The sequence below is a fragment of the Harryflintia acetispora genome (genome assembly GCA_004340125.1).
Taxonomy (GTDB): domain Bacteria; phylum Bacillota; class Clostridia; order Oscillospirales; family Ruminococcaceae; genus Harryflintia; species Harryflintia acetispora.
This window is the reverse complement of record SLUK01000014.1, coordinates 12,752-28,331: the sequence shown is the minus strand read 5'-3', so window position 1 is coordinate 28,331 and position 15,580 is coordinate 12,752. Positions and strand designations below refer to the sequence as shown.

The 15,580-nt window shown below is 62.6% G+C and carries 13 protein-coding genes; 1 reads left to right on the top strand and 12 read right to left on the bottom strand.

Annotated elements, in window-relative coordinates; genetic code table 11:
* Positions 1 to 14 precede the first annotated feature (14 nt).
* Positions 15 to 1,499, top strand: a complete 1,485-nt coding sequence (malQ, locus tag EDD78_RS12945; RefSeq protein WP_132085225.1) for a 4-alpha-glucanotransferase — start codon at positions 15 to 17, stop codon at positions 1,497 to 1,499.
* Positions 1,500 to 1,579: 80 nt separating this feature from the next.
* Here the strand turns inward: malQ and EDD78_RS12940 are convergent, their stop codons facing one another.
* The 12 genes from EDD78_RS12940 to EDD78_RS12885 all read right to left on the bottom strand — a co-directional run bounded on the left by EDD78_RS12940 (position 1,580) and on the right by EDD78_RS12885 (position 15,376).
* Entirely contained in the window at positions 1,580 to 2,476 is an 897-nt protein-coding gene (locus EDD78_RS12940; protein ID WP_132085224.1) for an AbiJ-NTD4 domain-containing protein, read from the bottom strand.
* A gap of 24 nt (positions 2,477 to 2,500) precedes the next feature.
* Positions 2,501 to 3,844 (bottom strand): MATE family efflux transporter, encoded by a 1,344-nt coding sequence (locus EDD78_RS12935; RefSeq protein ID WP_242942118.1) that lies wholly within the window; start codon positions 3,842 to 3,844, stop codon positions 2,501 to 2,503.
* Between the two features lie 228 nt (positions 3,845 to 4,072).
* Positions 4,073 to 4,783 (bottom strand): DUF2461 domain-containing protein, encoded by a 711-nt coding sequence (locus EDD78_RS12930; protein ID WP_079698571.1) that lies wholly within the window; start codon positions 4,781 to 4,783, stop codon positions 4,073 to 4,075.
* 195 nt (positions 4,784 to 4,978) lie between these two features.
* Entirely contained in the window at positions 4,979 to 6,379 is a 1,401-nt protein-coding gene (locus tag EDD78_RS12925; RefSeq protein WP_132085223.1) for an L-fucose/L-arabinose isomerase family protein, read from the bottom strand.
* Positions 6,380 to 6,416: 37 nt separating this feature from the next.
* Positions 6,417 to 7,259, bottom strand: coding sequence for a carbohydrate ABC transporter permease (locus EDD78_RS12920; protein ID WP_079698574.1), 843 nt, complete (start codon positions 7,257 to 7,259; stop codon positions 6,417 to 6,419).
* Positions 7,256 to 8,173 (bottom strand): carbohydrate ABC transporter permease, encoded by a 918-nt coding sequence (locus tag EDD78_RS12915; protein ID WP_200806039.1) that lies wholly within the window; start codon positions 8,171 to 8,173, stop codon positions 7,256 to 7,258. Before EDD78_RS12915 ends, EDD78_RS12920 begins: the two co-directional genes overlap by 4 nt.
* Positions 8,174 to 8,272: 99 nt before the next feature.
* Positions 8,273 to 9,580, bottom strand: a complete 1,308-nt coding sequence (locus EDD78_RS12910; protein ID WP_132085222.1) for an ABC transporter substrate-binding protein — start codon at positions 9,578 to 9,580, stop codon at positions 8,273 to 8,275.
* Between the two features lie 56 nt (positions 9,581 to 9,636).
* Positions 9,637 to 11,100, bottom strand: a complete 1,464-nt coding sequence (locus EDD78_RS12905) for a DUF5605 domain-containing protein (RefSeq protein ID WP_132085221.1) — start codon at positions 11,098 to 11,100, stop codon at positions 9,637 to 9,639.
* Positions 11,101 to 11,102: 2 nt separating this feature from the next.
* Positions 11,103 to 12,593 carry an FGGY-family carbohydrate kinase gene (locus tag EDD78_RS12900; RefSeq protein WP_132085220.1) on the bottom strand — a complete coding sequence of 497 codons (1,491 nt, stop codon included), beginning with the start codon at positions 12,591 to 12,593 and terminating at the stop codon, positions 11,103 to 11,105.
* Entirely contained in the window at positions 12,590 to 13,525 is a 936-nt protein-coding gene (locus EDD78_RS12895) for a transketolase family protein (protein WP_132085219.1), read from the bottom strand. The genes EDD78_RS12900 and EDD78_RS12895 overlap by 4 nt, the downstream gene beginning before the upstream one ends.
* Positions 13,518 to 14,342, bottom strand: a complete 825-nt coding sequence (locus tag EDD78_RS12890; RefSeq protein WP_132085218.1) for a transketolase — start codon at positions 14,340 to 14,342, stop codon at positions 13,518 to 13,520. The genes EDD78_RS12895 and EDD78_RS12890 overlap by 8 nt, the downstream gene beginning before the upstream one ends.
* Before the next feature lie 26 nt (positions 14,343 to 14,368).
* A complete protein-coding gene (locus EDD78_RS12885; protein ID WP_132085217.1) occupies positions 14,369 to 15,376 on the bottom strand; it encodes a LacI family DNA-binding transcriptional regulator in 1,008 nt (335 codons plus the stop codon).
* Between the last annotated feature and the right edge of the window lie 204 nt (positions 15,377 to 15,580).

Genomic DNA, 15,580 nt, shown 5'->3' with positions numbered 1-15,580 from the left:
CGGGAGGGAGCCTGATGCGCGCGAGCGGAATCCTGCTGGCGCTGAGCTCCCTGCCCTCCCCCTATGGGATCGGCACGCTCGGGCGGCAGGCGTATGAATTTATCGACTTTTTAAGGCGCGCCGGGCAGCGCTTTTGGCAGATCCTGCCCATCGGGCCGACCGGCTACGGCGACAGCCCCTATCAGAGCTTTTCCGCCTTCGCGGCCAATCCCTATCTGATCGACCTCGATCTGCTGATCGGGGAGGGGCTGCTCAGGCGGGAGGAAGCCGTCGGGGCCTTCTTCGGGGACGACCCGCAGCGGGTGGATTACGGCGCGCTCTACGCGAACCGGCTGTCGGTGCTGCGCTGCGCCGTCGCAAGGCTCGGCTATGAGGAACCGGGCTTTTGCGCCTTCCGCCAAGAAAGCGGCTGGTGGCTCGACGACTACGCCCTCTTCATGGCGCTCAAAGCGGCGCATGGGATGGTCTCTTTCCAGGAGTGGCCGGACCGGCTGCGCCGCCGGGAGGAGGACGCCCTGATAAAGGCGCGCCGGGAATATGGGGAGGACGTCCGCTTCTGGGAGGCGGTGCAGTACCTCTTCTACCGCCAGTGGGAAGCGCTGAAAGCCTACGCCAATCAAAACGGGGTGGAGATCATCGGGGATATCCCGATTTATGTCTCACCCGACTCGTCCGATCTGTGGGCGGACCCCGAGCTCTTCCAGGTGGAGGAGGACGGGCGGCTGCGCGAGGTGGCGGGCTGCCCGCCGGACGCCTTTTCCAAGGACGGGCAGCTCTGGGGCAATCCGCTCTACGACTGGGATTACCACAAGGGCACCGGCTACCGCTGGTGGATCCGCCGCCTGCGGCACGCCTCACGGGTGTACGACGTGGTGCGGATCGATCATTTCCGCGGCTTCGAGAGCTATTATTCCATCCCGGCCGGGGAGGAAACAGCGATCCCCGGACACTGGCGGCCAGGGCCGGGACTCGATTTTATCGGGGCTTTGAGACGCCAGCTGCCTGGGGTGCGGATCATTGCCGAGGACCTCGGATACCTGACCGATGAGGTGCGTCGCCTGCTTTTGGAGAGCGGCTTTCCGGGGATGAAGGTGCTGCAATTCGCCTTCGATTCGCGGGAGAGCGGGGACTATCTGCCGCATGGCTACCGCCGAAACGCTGTTTGCTACACCGGCACCCACGACAACACCACCACCGTCGACTGGGAGCATAGCGCCCCGCCCGCCGACGTGGCCTACGCGAGGGAATACCTGGGGGTAGCGCCGGGGGGCGGCCTCTGCGCCGGATTTATCCGCGCGGCGCTCTCGAGCGTCTGCGACACCTGCGTGATCCCCATGCAGGACTGGCTGCACTTGGGCGGCGAGGCGAGGATGAACACGCCCAGCACCCTGGGAGGGAATTGGGTCTGGCGGATGGAGCGGGAGGCGATGAGCGGTGAGCTGGCCGATTCCATCGCACATCTCACCAGGCTCTATGGACGCGAAAACAAAGGGAATTAATAAACGGGTGCCGCAATTGCGGCACCCGTTTTGGGCGTCATCTGTTTTTGGATTGCGCTGATCAGGTCCACTGTTTCGGATCAGCAAAACAGTCCGGATTTGTCGGCCTTGACGATCAGATAGCTGACAAAGGCCGAGCAGGACGCCAGCATATACAAAGCGTCCTCAAAGGCGAGGTCGGGCTCGTCCATCATGGCGTGGCGGATTCCGTCGCCGTCCGAGGTGTAGCCGTAGAGCTTCTCGAAGCCGCTCGCGAGCGAGGGGTGCAGCGGGACGGTTCCCTTCTTTTGGATCAGCTTGAGCGCCCCGCCGAGCGACGCGCAGCTGTCCCCCGCGATCAGGGCGCAGAGCGCCTCGACCGCCGAGATGGATTCCTTGATCGAGTTGCGCCAGTCGGGGCGCTCCCGGTCGGACATCAGCCGCAGGGCCGCTTCCAGGTGGGCGCGCGCCCCGCCGAAGCGGTCCCCTGTCTGCCGCAGCGCCGCCTCAACCGCCTGCAATGAAGTGCTGTCGGTGATGGGGGTGATCAGCCCGCCGACCATCCGGTAGCCGGCGCGGTTCTGCTCAAGGATCTCATTGAGCGCCCCGGTAAAGTCTTCGATCTCCGCCGGGTCCTCGAGCTCTCCAAAAATAAACTCGATCAGGTCGTACACCCGGTACCACTCGGCTTTGTCGTACCAGTCGCGTACGGCCTGCTTAAAGGCCCAAACCGTTCGGGGAATGCGGTCGAGGCCTTGGTGGAAGAAATCCTTCCAAAGGGATTGCGCAAACCAAAAGCCTTCGACGCGCTCGAGCGGAATGTTTTTATTGTACAATTCGCGGTGAAAGCTGTTGTCATAGTAAATGAAGTCAAAGCAGTACTCGAGCAGCAGGTTCCAAAGATCGCTGCGCAGCACCCGGTCCATCGACTCGGTTTGCAGCTCAATGGGCACCGGCGTGTAGCCGGCGCGCTGGGAAAAGGAAAGCGGCGTTGCCATGAGGTTCGTCTCCTTTTATTTGGGTCAGAGCGTGACGTCCTTGAGCCAGCGGAAACGCAGGATCCGGATGGTGGAAACCAGCACCTTGAGCGGCTCGTCGGCCTTGAGAAAGATATAGACGACCGGCGCGGACCAGTGTAAGCCCAGACCGGTGATGAAGCCCAGCGGAATGGCCACCAGCCAGAGGAAGGCGACGTCCGCGATGAAAACGAATTTGGCGTCCCCGCCCGCGCGCAGGATCCCGACCATCCCGACGTTCGAGAGGGACATGAAGAAGGTCATGATCCCGCCCACGATGACCAGGGCGTTGTAGATCTGCACCGTGTCTGCGGAGAGATGGTCGTAAAACGAGCGCATCAGAGGCCCCAGCGCGATGGTCAGGAAACAGGAGAAGACCCCCAGGATCCCCGCCAACACGTAGAGGGTGACCGAACGCTCCTTGGCAAGCTCGTAATCCCCCGCGCCGATGGTATTCCCCACCAGGGTGAGCGCGGCGTTGCCCGCGCCGAAGATCATCACCGAGACGAACTGGTTGAGCACCGAGAAGATGCTGTTGGCCGCCACAAAGCTGGTCCCCATCCGCCCGATGACCACCGAAACCATCGCCGAGCCGAGCCCCCAGGTCAGCTCGTTGCCGATGACCGGGATGGAGAGGGAGACATATTTTTGATAGAGCATGCGGTTGTTGGGCAGCAGGTCCCGCAGGGAGAACTGGATTTGGTCCTCCTTAAAGAGGATGAACCCGACGGCGATGGCGAACTCGAACACCCGCGCGATCGCCGTGGCGATGGCGCCGCCCTGCACCCCCAGCGCGGGCGCGCCGAGCTTGCCGAAGATCAGCACATAGTTTAAGAAGGTGTTGACCACCAGCGAGACCGAATAGACCACGATCGAAATGTTCACCGTCCCCACCGAGCGCAGCATCATGATGGTGATGTTGGCCAGCGCGTAGAGCGGGTAGGAGAAGCCGATGATGCGCAGGTATTGGATCCCGTATTCGATCACCGCCTCCTCGGTGGTAAAGACCGACATGAACTGCCGCGGCAGGAAGATGGCGATGGCCGAAAAGATCAGCGCGCTGCCCAGGCACACCTTGTAGGTGAGCGCCATCACCCGGCGGATCACCTCGACGTCCCGCTTGCCCCAGTACTGGGCAATCAGCACGTTGGCGCCCCCCGACACGCCGAAGTTGACCGACATGAGCAAAAACCAAAGCTGGTTGGCGATTGAGGTGGCGCTCAGCTGCACCTCGCCGAGCTGGCCGATCATGATGGTGTCCATCATCGAGACCATGACGGTGATCAGGTTCTGCAGCGCAATGGGCACCGCGATCATCAATAATGATTTGTAAAACGGTTTGTCTCTCACAAATAACTTCATAAAGGACCTCTGCAATTCTTCTGGTAAAAGATTTTGACAACTGGTTGTTGAGATAAGGATAGCATGTTCCCTGAAAGGATGCAAGCTGGGGCAACATTATTGCCCCAGCTTATCAGGGGCAACATCATTGCCCCAGCTCGCCAGGGGCAACACCGCTGCCCCGGCTCGCCAGAGACGGCGATATTGTTTTCGCCTACCTGGAACGGCCGGTTTGGTTCAGCCGATCGCGGCCGCGGCGCGGGCGGCCTCGTTTTGCTGCTCCTGCAGCGCCGCCGCCGTCAAAAACCGGTAGATGGGCCGCAGCAGCATGAGCTCCCGCGCGAGGGATTGCGCCAGCCTGTCTGAGAAGAGCAGGTCGGCGTCGTCGCTGTGCGCGTCGAAGCTGATGTTGCGCCGCTCGAGCCAGAGACGCAGGTTCTCGGGCTGGTCGGGAAAGTGCGGGCGCTTGTAGCGCTCCCCCTCCATGTGATAGACCGACTGCCCCTCAAAGGCGCGCAGCGCGCTCATAAACGTCTTGTCCCCGCAAAGAATCATCTGGCGCAGGGTATCCATATATCCGGTCGAGGCATGGTAGAACCCGCAGCCGTGGTTGTAGCCGCTGCCGGTGATCTCGAAATAAAAGCCGGGGTAGTCGGTGCCGTGCATCTTCCCGCGCTTGAAGATGATCCACATGGTGTCGCGGTAGAGGGATTTGTCCTTGCTGTAGCGGGTGTCCCGCCAGATCCGGCAGATGGTCTTATCCACACGCGGCTCGGTGGTGAACTGCTTGTCGATCTGCAGCATGGCGGGGGTCAGCTCGCGCACCAGCTCGCGCATCGGCGCGATGACATATTTCTGATACTCCGCCTTGTGCTGCTCGAACCATTCGCGGCTGTCGTGCAGCCGGTTTTCAAAGAGGAAATCCAAGGTTTTCATCGAAAAGGGCATGATCCGACCTCCTTTTTATGTCAGCCGCCGGCTGGTTTTGCAGGTGCAAAAGGGCCTGCCGGGCAAAATGCCGCAGACAGAGGGGGCAAAACAGCAGTACCTCTCCCTACAGTTTAGCACGGCGGGAAAGAGGACGCAAGACGGGGAAACGGGCAAGGGCCCCGAAGCGTATGCTTCGGGGCCCTTGGAGGCTTATCATTCTCCGCGGATGGCCGCCTTGACCTCCTCCTCGATGGGGTCGTAGAGGTCGGGGGCCACGCCGATGTACTTGCAGGCCTCATAGAGTACCGGTACCACGTCCCGGTGGATTCCGACACAGTGGTGGATGTAGGGGCCGCAGACCAGCTTCTCCTCCAGCCTCGGCCAGTTCTGCACCTCCACCCAGAGGTAGGTGCCCTTGGTATAGGGGCCGTCGATCCCCTTGGCGTGTCCGAGCAGGAGGGAGTATTCCCCGTTGTCCCCGTCGAACCGGCAGAGGGTGATGTCGCCATGCTTGGCCTCGGCCTCGATCGCGCCGGGATGGGAGAAGGCGAGTGGGAAGCCGAGCTTCGGACGGCTTTTCGCCACCGAGAGCGGCCAGGGGCCGCAGTGCTGGAGCAGCTCGCCGTTCGGGTTGTCCGGGTGGCGCACGGTCCAGTCGGCGAAGAAGCTGCGGGCCTCCCCCATCGCCGCCGCCTCGGCGAGCAGCGCGGTGATCGCCCCGTGGATGTCGGTCTCGCAGACGACGGGTGTTCCTTCCTCGTTCAGCAGGGAGTTGGCCGCGCAGGGCATGATCCCGGTTTCGCTTTGCAAGGCGTTCCAGCATTGGATGGCGGCCGCTTGGCAGCCGTAGCGCCCGAGCAGGCGCCGGATGGCGATCTTGAGCGCGGCGACCTGTTCGAGCGCCTCGTCGCCCACCCCGATATCCATCTGCCGGCGGCAGTATGCCACGACCCTTGCGACCTCGTCCCGCTCGCCGCGCGCCCTTTTCATTTCGGCGGTCAGCTCGGGCAGTGGGACGGGTGAGAGCTGCACGCCGAAGCGCTCGAGCAGCTCGCCCTCGTTGCAGATGGTGCTGAAAAAATCGAAGGGCCGCGGGCCAATCTGCAAGATCCGGATATTGCAAAAGGTGCGCACCACGTTGCAGACGGCCAAAAAGTTTTTGATCCCCCGCCCGAAGGCGGGGTCGTGAAGGTCGCAGTTGCACAGGTAGGTAAACGGCACCCCGAAGCGGCGCAGCACCTTGCCGGTGGCGAACAGCCCGCACTGGCTGTCCCGCAGGCGCACCCCGTTTTCGTCCGGGCGCTCGTCGCGCGGGCCCCAGAGCAGCACCGGGACGCCGAGGGCCTTGGCCAGGCGCGCGCAGACGTATTCGGTGCCGAAGTTGCAGTGCGGCAAAAAGAGCCCGTCCACCCGCTCACAGCGGAATTTCTCGGCGATTTTCTGGCAGTCGCCGTCGTCGTAGAGCAGCCCCTCGGGGTTGATATCGTCGATGTCGATGAAGGATACCCCGAGCTCGCGCAGCCGCGCGCGGGTGAGGTCGGCATATTGGACCGCGGCCGGGGCGCTGAAGATCGAGCGCCTCGTCGGCGCGAAGCCCAGCTTGATCGTTGACATATAATCGGCCTTCTTTCTCTTTCCGTATTGCGATAGATTAAGTCTTGACGGCGCCGGCGGTCAGACCCTCGATGATATAGCGCTGCAGGAAGGCATAGAGGAGGATCATCGGGACGATTGAGAACAAAAACGCCGCGAAGGCCAGGTTGTAACGGAACATGTGGGCGGATTTGAAGTTGTACTGGTACAGCGGCAGGGTCCAGTTTTTCGGACTGCGGTTGAGCATGAGCACCGGGAGCAAAAAGTCGTTCCAGACCCACAGGGTGTCCAGGATGATGACGGTGGCGGTCATCGGCTTGGAGATGGGGTAGACGATCTTAAAGAAGGTCTGCACCGTGTTGCAGCCGTCGATGGTGGCGGCCTCCTCGATCTCCAGCGGGATGGACTTTAAGTACCCGACGTATAGGAACACGCCCTCGCACAGGCCGAAGGCCACATAGCACAGCACCAGGCCGACCTGACTGAGCAACCCGAATTTGGTCATCATCTGGGTGAGCGGGACCATGAACACCTGGAAGGGCACGAACACGCCCAGGATGAAATAGATGTAGAGGAAGCGGTAATACCGGCTGCGCTGCATATTTCTGGAGATGGCGTAGGACACCATCGGGATGAACACCGCGATGATCCCCACCGCCCCCGCCGTGACGCCGATGGAGTTGGCGATGTAATTCCGGAAGTATTCGTCCGAGACGACCGCCGCAAAGTTCCCGAGATAAAGGCCGGAGGGGAGGGAAAAGAAGCTCCTCGCGGATTCATCCAGGGTCTTGAAGGCGGTGACGAAGGTGATGTAGAGCGGAAAGGCGATCACCAGGGTCCCAGCGATGACGAAGAGGTAGACCAGGACGGTGAGGAGGGGCAGGGGTTTTTTCGTCTTCATAGCTGGCCCACCTCCACTTTCGAGCTCGCCTTCATCTGGACGAAGGTGATGACGATGATGACCAGCAGCACCACCATCGAGATGGCCAGCGCGTAGGACATCTTGAGGCTGTCGTAGCTCAGATCATAGATCAGGATCCCCACCGATTCGGTCGCCCGCGCGGGGCCGCCGCTGGTGGTGGCGCGGATGTAATCGAAGACCATCAGTCCCGCCTTGAGCACCATGACGAACGCCACGTTGAAGGTGGGGAGCAAAAACGGAACGGTGATCTTGCGAAACGTCTGAAAGGGGGAGGCGCCGTCGATGATGGCGGCCTCATACAGGTCGGTGGGGATGTTCTGCAGCCCGGCCAGGATGAGCACGAAGGGGATGGCGGTGCCCTGCCAGATGTGGATGAGCAGAATGCCGTACATGGCGGTGGCGGGGCTGCCGAGGATGTTGACCGAAAGCCACTCGATCCCCAGCGCCTGGCCGATGGCCGGGACCACCCGGAAGAGAATTTCGTTCCAGGTCATGCCCACGACGATGAGGCTGAGCACCGCCGGGAAAAAGAAGATGGAACGGAAAAACGTCTTGGAGCGCCCTTTGAGCACATAGTGCAGGATCAGCGCCAGCACGGTGGCCAGGGACAGCACGCACACCAGAAGCAGCAGGGAATATTTGAAGGTGAAGCCGAAGGCGTGGAGCACCCGTTTGTCCGAGAATATTTTGGCGTAATTGGCAAGGCCGATGAACTTAATGTTTTTGGAGAGCCCGCTCCAGTCGGTCATGCTGTAATAGACCCCCTGAAAGACCGGGATGACAAGCAGCAGGGTATAGAGCAAAACGGCGGGCGCAGTGAAGAAAAAGTGGGTCAGGCTCTTTTCGGTCATCCGTTTGCGCTTCGCAGTTTGTGCCGGTTTCGTTTGTTTCACTGCAACCAACCTTTCCTATCCGGGCAGATGATGAAACTTCTGGGAGGAGGGGGTGCGGCAGGCGAGCCTGCCGCACCGCTTCCCGGTATTATGCGGGGGTCACTCGTTTTGATTGGTGTTGAAGACGTCGACCCATTCGGCGGTAAAGGCATCCAAATCGCCGGACATGTACAGCGTCTGCACGGCGGCGCCGAAGGCGGTGCTGGAGGCCGAGGTCCAGTATACGTCGGGGTTGAGCTTGTAGTTGCCGCTGGCGATGATCTCGGCCTGGTAGGTCATGTGCTCAGGCGTGTATTCGCAGGACTTGATGCAGGAGATCGAGCCGTCGTGCTCGGCGTAGTAGGTGGCGAACTCCTCACCGGTCAGGAAACCCGCCCAGGCCTTGGCGGCGTCGGGCACGCCGGTGTCGGCGGCAATGCTCACCGAGAAGTCGCCGGCGTAGGCGCAGGCGCGGGTGTCCTCGGCGGTGTCGCCGGGGATGGGGAAGAAGCCCAGGTTGATGTCGGGATTGGCGGCGGTGATGCTCGGGAAGGACCAGCTGCCGTCGATGAGCATGGCGCTCTTTCCGGTGGCGAAGTCGGCGAAGGTCTGCTCATAGCTAAGGCCGATGACGTCGTTTTGCGAGTTCTGGACCATGCTGTAAAGGATTTCGCCCATGCGCTTCATCTCGGGTCCGTACTCCTTGGAAAGGTCGAGGGTGCCGGCGTTGGCGTCGGCGATGAAGGCGTCATAGTGGGGCATCATCGGCAGGAAGCACTGGGTCACCTCGCGGGTATGGCTCTCGGTCTGGGCGCCGGTGGTGAAGGGGGTGATCCCGGCGGCCTTGAGCTTCTCGCAGTTTTCGAGCATCTCGGGCCAGGTGCTGGGGATGGAAAGGCCGTTTTCCTCGTACATATCCTTATTGTAGAAAACCCCGGAGGTGTTGTAGGAGATCGGCACCACGTAGTTCTTGCCCTCGCGCAGGAAGGGGGTCAAAGCCGCCTCCTGGACATTCCCTAAAAAGTCCGCGCCGGTGATGTCCATGACATAGCCGGCGTCGACCATGCCGAACCAGGAATTGTTGGGCCAGATCACGAAGGTGTCCGGTGTGTCGTTGGCGGCCATGCGGGACATGAGCACCTGGTCGGAATCGGCCACGACGGTCTCCTTGACAATGATGTCGGGGTTGGCGGCCTGGAACTGCTCGATCCCCCAGGCGATGATCTCGGAGATTTCGGGCTTCTGGTTGAAGAACTCGACCTCGACCTTGCCGCCGGCGGACTCCTCGGAAGCCCCGGAAGCCTGTGAGGCGGGTTCGCCTGCGGCTTCGCTGCCGGACGATTCCCCGCCCGAGGACGAGGCGCAGCCGGCCAGAAGGCTGGCGGCCAGCAGGATGGCGGTTGCGGTTGAACCTAGTTTCTTAAACATTTGCTTTCCTCCTGTTTCTTATTCAAACGGCATACGGCCGCTTGAGGTTTTGAGCTTTATGCTTCGTCTTGCAAAAACAGCACCGCCATATACTGCCTGCCGGGCAGCTCCAGGCGGAAGTTCCCCTCGTGGGTGCCGGGCAGCTCCTCATCCGTCATGTTCCAGGTGTCGATGAGCCGGGCGCGGTAACGCTTGCCGCGCGGCAGGTCGAAGACCCGGAAGGCGGGCTGGTAGCCGCCGAAGTAAAAGAGGTAGACTTCCTCCCCGATCACCCCGCAGGTCATGTCCCAGTAGTAGTCCGTGCTCCACGCGGGCTCCTCGGCCGGCGAGAGGGGGGCGGGCAGGCTCTCGACGAGCCGGCGCAAAAAGGCAATCCGCGCGGGGCTCTCCCCATGCAGTTCCCCGCCGTGGCTCCACCAGAGGATATCCCTCGGGTGGACGTAGGTCTCGCCGTGGCTGACGTAGCCCCCGCGCAGCACCCCCTCCCAGAAGCGGCGGGTCATCTCCTGCGGAGTGATGTTGCCCCAGCAGTGGTTGATGTTCCCCTCATAGGCGCATTCGTCCACCACCACCGGCTTTTGATATTCCTGCCGCCAGAGGGTGGTGTTCTCGGTGGTCTTGTAGAAGTCCACCCGCTGGATGCTGCAATGGGTGATCCAGGGGCGGCCGTGGTCGTAGAATTTGCCCCAGTTGTGGATCGAGCACAGGTGACGGTACGGGTCGTACTCCTGCAGCAGGCTCCCCAGCGCCTCCCAATCCCCCGGGCTCTTTTCGGTCAGGTCGTATTCGTTGGCCATCGCCCACCAGATGTTGGGAAAGGCGGCAAGGCGCGCGGCGAGGTAGCGAAGGTAGCGCATGTCCGCCTGACGGCCCATCGTGGCGAAGCCCCAGCGGTCATAGGGGTGGAAGAGGATCAGATCGGCTTGGATCCCGAGCTCTCCCAGCCGGGCGATGCAATCTTCCAAATTTTGATAGAACGCGGGGTTGGGGCGGGTGAAGTCGAACCCCTCCTGCGGCGAGCCCGCAAAGGGATAACACTCGGGCTCGGCGCGGTTGTAGTCGTAGGACTTGGGGAAGACGCACATGCGGATTTTATTGAAGCCGCTGCGCCCCAGGGTACATAGGGTCTGCTCGCGCAGCGCGGCGTTTTGGTGGGCCCAGGCGTAGCAGGTGGTGCCGAAGGGATAAAAGGGCGTACCGTCGCGGTGGGCGAAGTGGAAGGTGTCGAGCACCCCGACCGGCCCGTGGCTTCCGGGCTCGGGCGGGGTACAGAGAAAGGCGCCGCAAAGCCCGTCGAGCGCCGGGGCGCTGCTATGGGTCCGGTAATGCCACTCCCCCTCGCGCTGCGGCAGGAAGCGGATACGGAAGACCCCGTCCCCGTCATAAAAGCCGCCGATCCGCTGGGAATCCTCCCCGTGGATGAAATCGGCGCAAAAGGACACCTCCGTAAAGGGGTTGCCCTCCCGGGGCCCCTGGAAGGAGAGCTCGAACACGCGCCATTTTGCTGTGGTCTGATCCATCGTTACCTCCTGTCGTCGTTTTGCATGGCGAGGCGCAGCGCATGCTGCCAGCCCGCGCAGAGCCGCGCGCGGGTCTCCCCGTCCATCCTCGGTTGGTAGACGGTCCCCGTGGCCCCGTCGAGCTCCCGGCCGGTGTAAAGGCCGGCGCTGATCCCCGCGGCGAGCGCCGCGCCGAGCGCCGAGAGCTCCCGGCACTGGGGCACCGTGACGGGCAGGGCGAGCAGATCGCTTTGGAACTGCATGAGATAGCGGTCTTTGGCCCCGCCCCCGTCGGCGCACAGGGCGCTGGGCGCGATTCCCGACGCCTCTCCCAGCAGGGCAGCCACGTCGCGGATCTGATAGGCAATACTCTCCTCGGCCGCCTTGACGAGCTCCGCCCTGCCGGTGCGCCGGGTCATCCCGCAAAGAACGGCCTTGGCGTCCGCACACCAATAGGGGGCCCCCAGCCCGGTGAAGGCCGGGACGAGATAGGTGGTGTCCCGGGGATCGGCCGCACTCGCCAGCTCCCCGGCCCGGTCGGCGCTATCAAGCAGGCCGAGGTCCTTCGAGAGCCAGCTCATCACTGCCCCGGTGTAGTTGACGTTGCCTTCGAGCACGTAAGTGGTCCCGCCGTCCATCTGCCAGCCCACCGAGCAGGCCAGCCCCCGCGCGGGAGCCAGCGGGTGGGGGCCGATGTTCATCATCACCGAGGAGCCGGTGCCGTAGGTCGCCTTGGTCATCCCCGGCGAGAGGCAGCGGTGCCCGTAGAGGGCGGCGTGGGAGTCGCCCATGGCCGCGAGGATGGGCACCGGGGCGGGGAAGTACCCGTTAAGGTCGGTCTCGCCGAAGAGGCCGTTCGAGCCGTGCAGCCCCGGCAGCCATTCGGGGCGCAGCCCGAAGAGGCGGCAGCACCCCTCGTCCCAATTTAAGGTCCCGAGGTTTAACAGCTGGGTGCGCGAGGCGTTGGAACAATCGGTGTAAAAACTCCTTCCGTCTGTGAGCTTATAGATGAGCCAGCTGTCCATCGTGCCACAGCAAAGATTGTTTTCCCGCGCGGCGGCCGCGGCCTCGGGGACGTTTTCGAGGATCCACCTGAGCTTCGCCCCGGTGAAATAGGGGGAGAGGGGCAGGCCGCTTGCCTTTACAGTCTCCTCCCCGCCCGCTGATTGCAGCCGCTCGCACACGTCCTTGGCCCTGGCGCACTGCCAGACCACCGCGTCGCAGACGGGCAGGCCGGTGTGCCGGTTCCAGGCCAGGGCGGTCTCGCGCTGGTTGCTGATCCCGATCGCGGCGACCTGCCGCTGGTCGATCCCGCTGCGGTCAATAAGTGATTTGACCGCCTCCAGCGCGTTTTGATGGATTTCCATCGGGTCGTGGGAGACCCAGCCCTCGGGCGAAATCAGCTGCCGGTGGGAGCGGCCGCTGCGCGCGATCAGCTCACATCCCGGCCCGAAGAGGAAGGCCTTGGTGGACGAGGTGCTCTGGTCCAGTCCGATCACATATTGCGCGCTCATCCTCTCACCAGCCTTGCCGCCGTGTCGGCGAGATTCTGCGCCGTCAGGCCGTAGTAATCGAACACCTCGCGCTGGGAGCCGGCGATCAGAGGCGCGTCCGGCAGGGCGATCGAGCGCACCGGGCAGCCGCCGCGGCGCGCCGCCGCCTGCGCGCAGAGCGCGCCCAGCCCACCCTGGGGCTGGTGCTCCTCGATGGTGACGATCCCGCGCGTCTCTGTGGCGGCGCGCCGGACCGCCGCCCCGTCGAAGGGCTTCAGGCAAAAGCTGTCCAGCACCCGCGCTTCGATCCCGCTTTCCTTGAGCAGTGCGGCCGCGTCCTTCGCGATGGCCACCGTCTCCCCGCAGCCGATCAGCGTCACATCCCGGCCGGGGCGGACCTCGATCATCCGCCCGGGGGTAAGGTCCTGTGGTTCGGATTCGTAGACGTCCCGCGAGGGGGAACGCGATACCCGCAGGTAGGCGGGGGAGCCGTCCTTTAGTAGGAGCTTCATCAGCGCCTGCGTCTCGTGCCCATCGCACGGCAGGAAGACGCGCATCCCCGGCAGGGAGGTAAAGGCGGCGATGTCCTGGGTGGAATGGTGGGTCATGCCGAGGGCCCCGTAGCTGACCCCGCCGCTGATCCCGATCAGCTTGACATTGGCGGCGCTGTAGGCGACGTCCACCTTGGCCTGCTCGAGCGCGCGGGAGCTTAGGAAGCAGGCGGGCGAGGCGGCGAAGGGCCGCTTGCCGCACAGCGCCATCCCGGCGGCGACCGAGACGAGGTTCTGCTCGGCGATCCCCAGCTCGACGAACTGCGAAGGAAACCGCTCGGCAAAGGGGGCCAGCGAGGCGGAGCCGCGCGAATCGCTGCAGAGCACCACCAGGTCCCGGTCCTCACCGGCGGCCTTTAGAAGCTCCTGGCAGATGATTTCCCGGTTGGAGCATTCAGGCATGTTCTTCACCTCCCGAAAGTTCGCGCGCGGCCTGCTCATATTCCGAGGCGCTGGGCACCCGGTGGTGCCATTCGGGCCGGTTCTCCATGAAGGAGACCCCGCAGCCCTTGACGGTGTTACACAAAATTACGGTGGGCGCGCCCATCGGCGTCTTTGCGACGGTCAGCGCCTGGTCGATGGCCCCGACGTCGTTGCCGCAGATTTCCAGCACCCGCCAGCCGAAGGCTTCCCAGCGCTTTTGCTGCGGGTCCTGGGCCATCACCTGTTCGGTGGGGCCGGAGATCTGCAGCCGGTTGCGGTCCACCAAGGCGATCAGCCGTTCCAGATGGTGGTGTGAGGCCGCCATGGCCGCCTCCCAGACCGAGCCCTCGGCGAGCTCCCCGTCGCCCATCACCACATAGACGAAGGAACCGGTTTGGTTCATCCGCTCGGCCAGCGCCATCCCGACCCCCAGCGAAAGCCCGTGCCCGAGCGAGCCGGTGTTCGCCTCCACCCCGGGCACCTTGCGGTTGGGGTGGCCGGGCAGGCCGGTGCCGAAACGCCCCATGCTCTCCAGCCGCTCGGGCGGGAAGAAGCCCTTCCCGGCCAGCGTGCAGTAGAGCGCCTCGGCCGCGTGCCCCTTGCTGAGGATGAAGTGGTCCCGCCCCGGGGTGTTCCAGTTTTGCGGGGTGATGTCCATCTGGCGGTTATAGAGAACGTTTAGAATGTCGCAGACGCTGAGGTCCCCGCCGATATGCCCGCCCCCGGCATGATAAACGGTGTCGAGGATCTGCCGGCGCAGCCGGCGGGACTCCTGTTTCAGTTCACAAAGCTCCATGACGGCTCCCTTCTCAAGGTGGTCGGCTACTCCTCGGGGAGCTTTCGCACGCTCTCCCGCTCCACAAACTCGGTGCAGATCTGAATTTTGGAACAGACCTTGGATTTCGATTTCATTTTTTCCAGCAGCCTGCGCACCGCCATGCAGCCCATCTCCTGCTTGAAGACCCGGATGGTGGTCAGCGTCGGCGAGGTGACCGAGCAAAACGGCATGTCGTCGAACCCCACGATCGACACGTCCTCGGGGATGCGCACCCCGCTCTCCTGCAGCGCCTTCATCGCGCCGAAGGCGATGATGTCGTTGTCCGCGAAGTAGGCGGTCGGGAGCTTCGGCGAGGTTTTGAGATAGGCCAGCATGTCGTGGTAGGCCCCGTCCATGGTGGGGGTCAGGCGCACGGCGTAGTCGGCGTTCGGACGCAGTCCGTGGCGCGAATGCGCCCGGCGGAAGCCCACCCCGCGGTAGTAGAAATTCTTGATCGGGATCGCGCTGCTCAAATACCCGATGTTGCGGTGCCCCTTGCGGATGAGGTAGTCCACCGCGCCGCAGACCGAATCGGTGTTGTTGATGAGCACCGTGTCGAAGGAAAGGGTGTCAAACCAGCTGTCCAGCACCACCACCGGCGCGATGGCCCGGCGGAAGAGCTTGACATCCTCCTCCCCAAGCTCGGTGGCCAGCAGCAGGATCCCGGAGTTGTGGTCGCCCAGCGCCTGCTCGAGGCGCATTTTGAAGTCGGGGCTCTTCTTGTCCAGGTTGCACACGGTGGTTTCAAAGCCGTGCAGGCCGCTTTCCTTTTCCACCCCCTCGATAAGGGAGGAGAAGAAGGGGGTATCGGCCACCACCAGGCCGCTTCGCTTGAAGATGACCAGCTTTATGCTGCTGATGCGGTTCTCGCTGATATAGCCCGATTCCCTGGCGATCTTTAAAATGAGCTCGGCGGTGTCCTTGTTCACGCCCTTTTTGTTGTTGAGCACGTTGGAAACCGTGGCGGGCGAGAAGCCGGAAAGCTCGCTGATCTGACGGATGCTGACCTTCATATTCGCAACTCCTTTGCTAGTTCAATTATAAAAAATTTATATAAAATATTTCAATAAAGCCCCGGGGTTCCGCTCTGCATTTTGTCGGATAATCAAAATTTACCTTGGCAATTATGGGGAAAAGAAACGAAAATACAGCCGATTCTTGATGGAAATTACATTATTTTAGCGGAGTTTTATATAAACGTTTATATAAATATTTAA

Excerpts from the sequence above, each read along its gene's own strand:
- EDD78_RS12890 (WP_132085218.1), bottom strand. The coding sequence starts at position 14,342 with ATGGAGCTTTGTGAACTGAAACAGGAGTCCCGCCGGCTGCGCCGGCAG.
- EDD78_RS12920 (WP_079698574.1), bottom strand. The coding sequence starts at position 7,259 with ATGAAGACGAAAAAACCCCTGCCCCTCCTCACCGTCCTGGTCTACCTC.
- EDD78_RS12885 (WP_132085217.1), bottom strand. The coding sequence starts at position 15,376 with ATGAAGGTCAGCATCCGTCAGATCAGCGAGCTTTCCGGCTTCTCGCCC.
- EDD78_RS12930 (WP_079698571.1), bottom strand. The coding sequence starts at position 4,783 with ATGCCCTTTTCGATGAAAACCTTGGATTTCCTCTTTGAAAACCGGCTG.
- malQ (WP_132085225.1), top strand. The coding sequence starts at position 15 with ATGCGCGCGAGCGGAATCCTGCTGGCGCTGAGCTCCCTGCCCTCCCCC.
- EDD78_RS12925 (WP_132085223.1), bottom strand. The coding sequence starts at position 6,379 with ATGTCAACGATCAAGCTGGGCTTCGCGCCGACGAGGCGCTCGATCTTC.
- EDD78_RS12905 (WP_132085221.1), bottom strand. The coding sequence starts at position 11,100 with ATGGATCAGACCACAGCAAAATGGCGCGTGTTCGAGCTCTCCTTCCAG.
- EDD78_RS12895 (WP_132085219.1), bottom strand. The coding sequence starts at position 13,525 with ATGCCTGAATGCTCCAACCGGGAAATCATCTGCCAGGAGCTTCTAAAG.
- EDD78_RS12910 (WP_132085222.1), bottom strand. The coding sequence starts at position 9,580 with ATGTTTAAGAAACTAGGTTCAACCGCAACCGCCATCCTGCTGGCCGCC.
- EDD78_RS12940 (WP_132085224.1), bottom strand. The coding sequence starts at position 2,476 with ATGGCAACGCCGCTTTCCTTTTCCCAGCGCGCCGGCTACACGCCGGTG.
- EDD78_RS12900 (WP_132085220.1), bottom strand. The coding sequence starts at position 12,593 with ATGAGCGCGCAATATGTGATCGGACTGGACCAGAGCACCTCGTCCACC.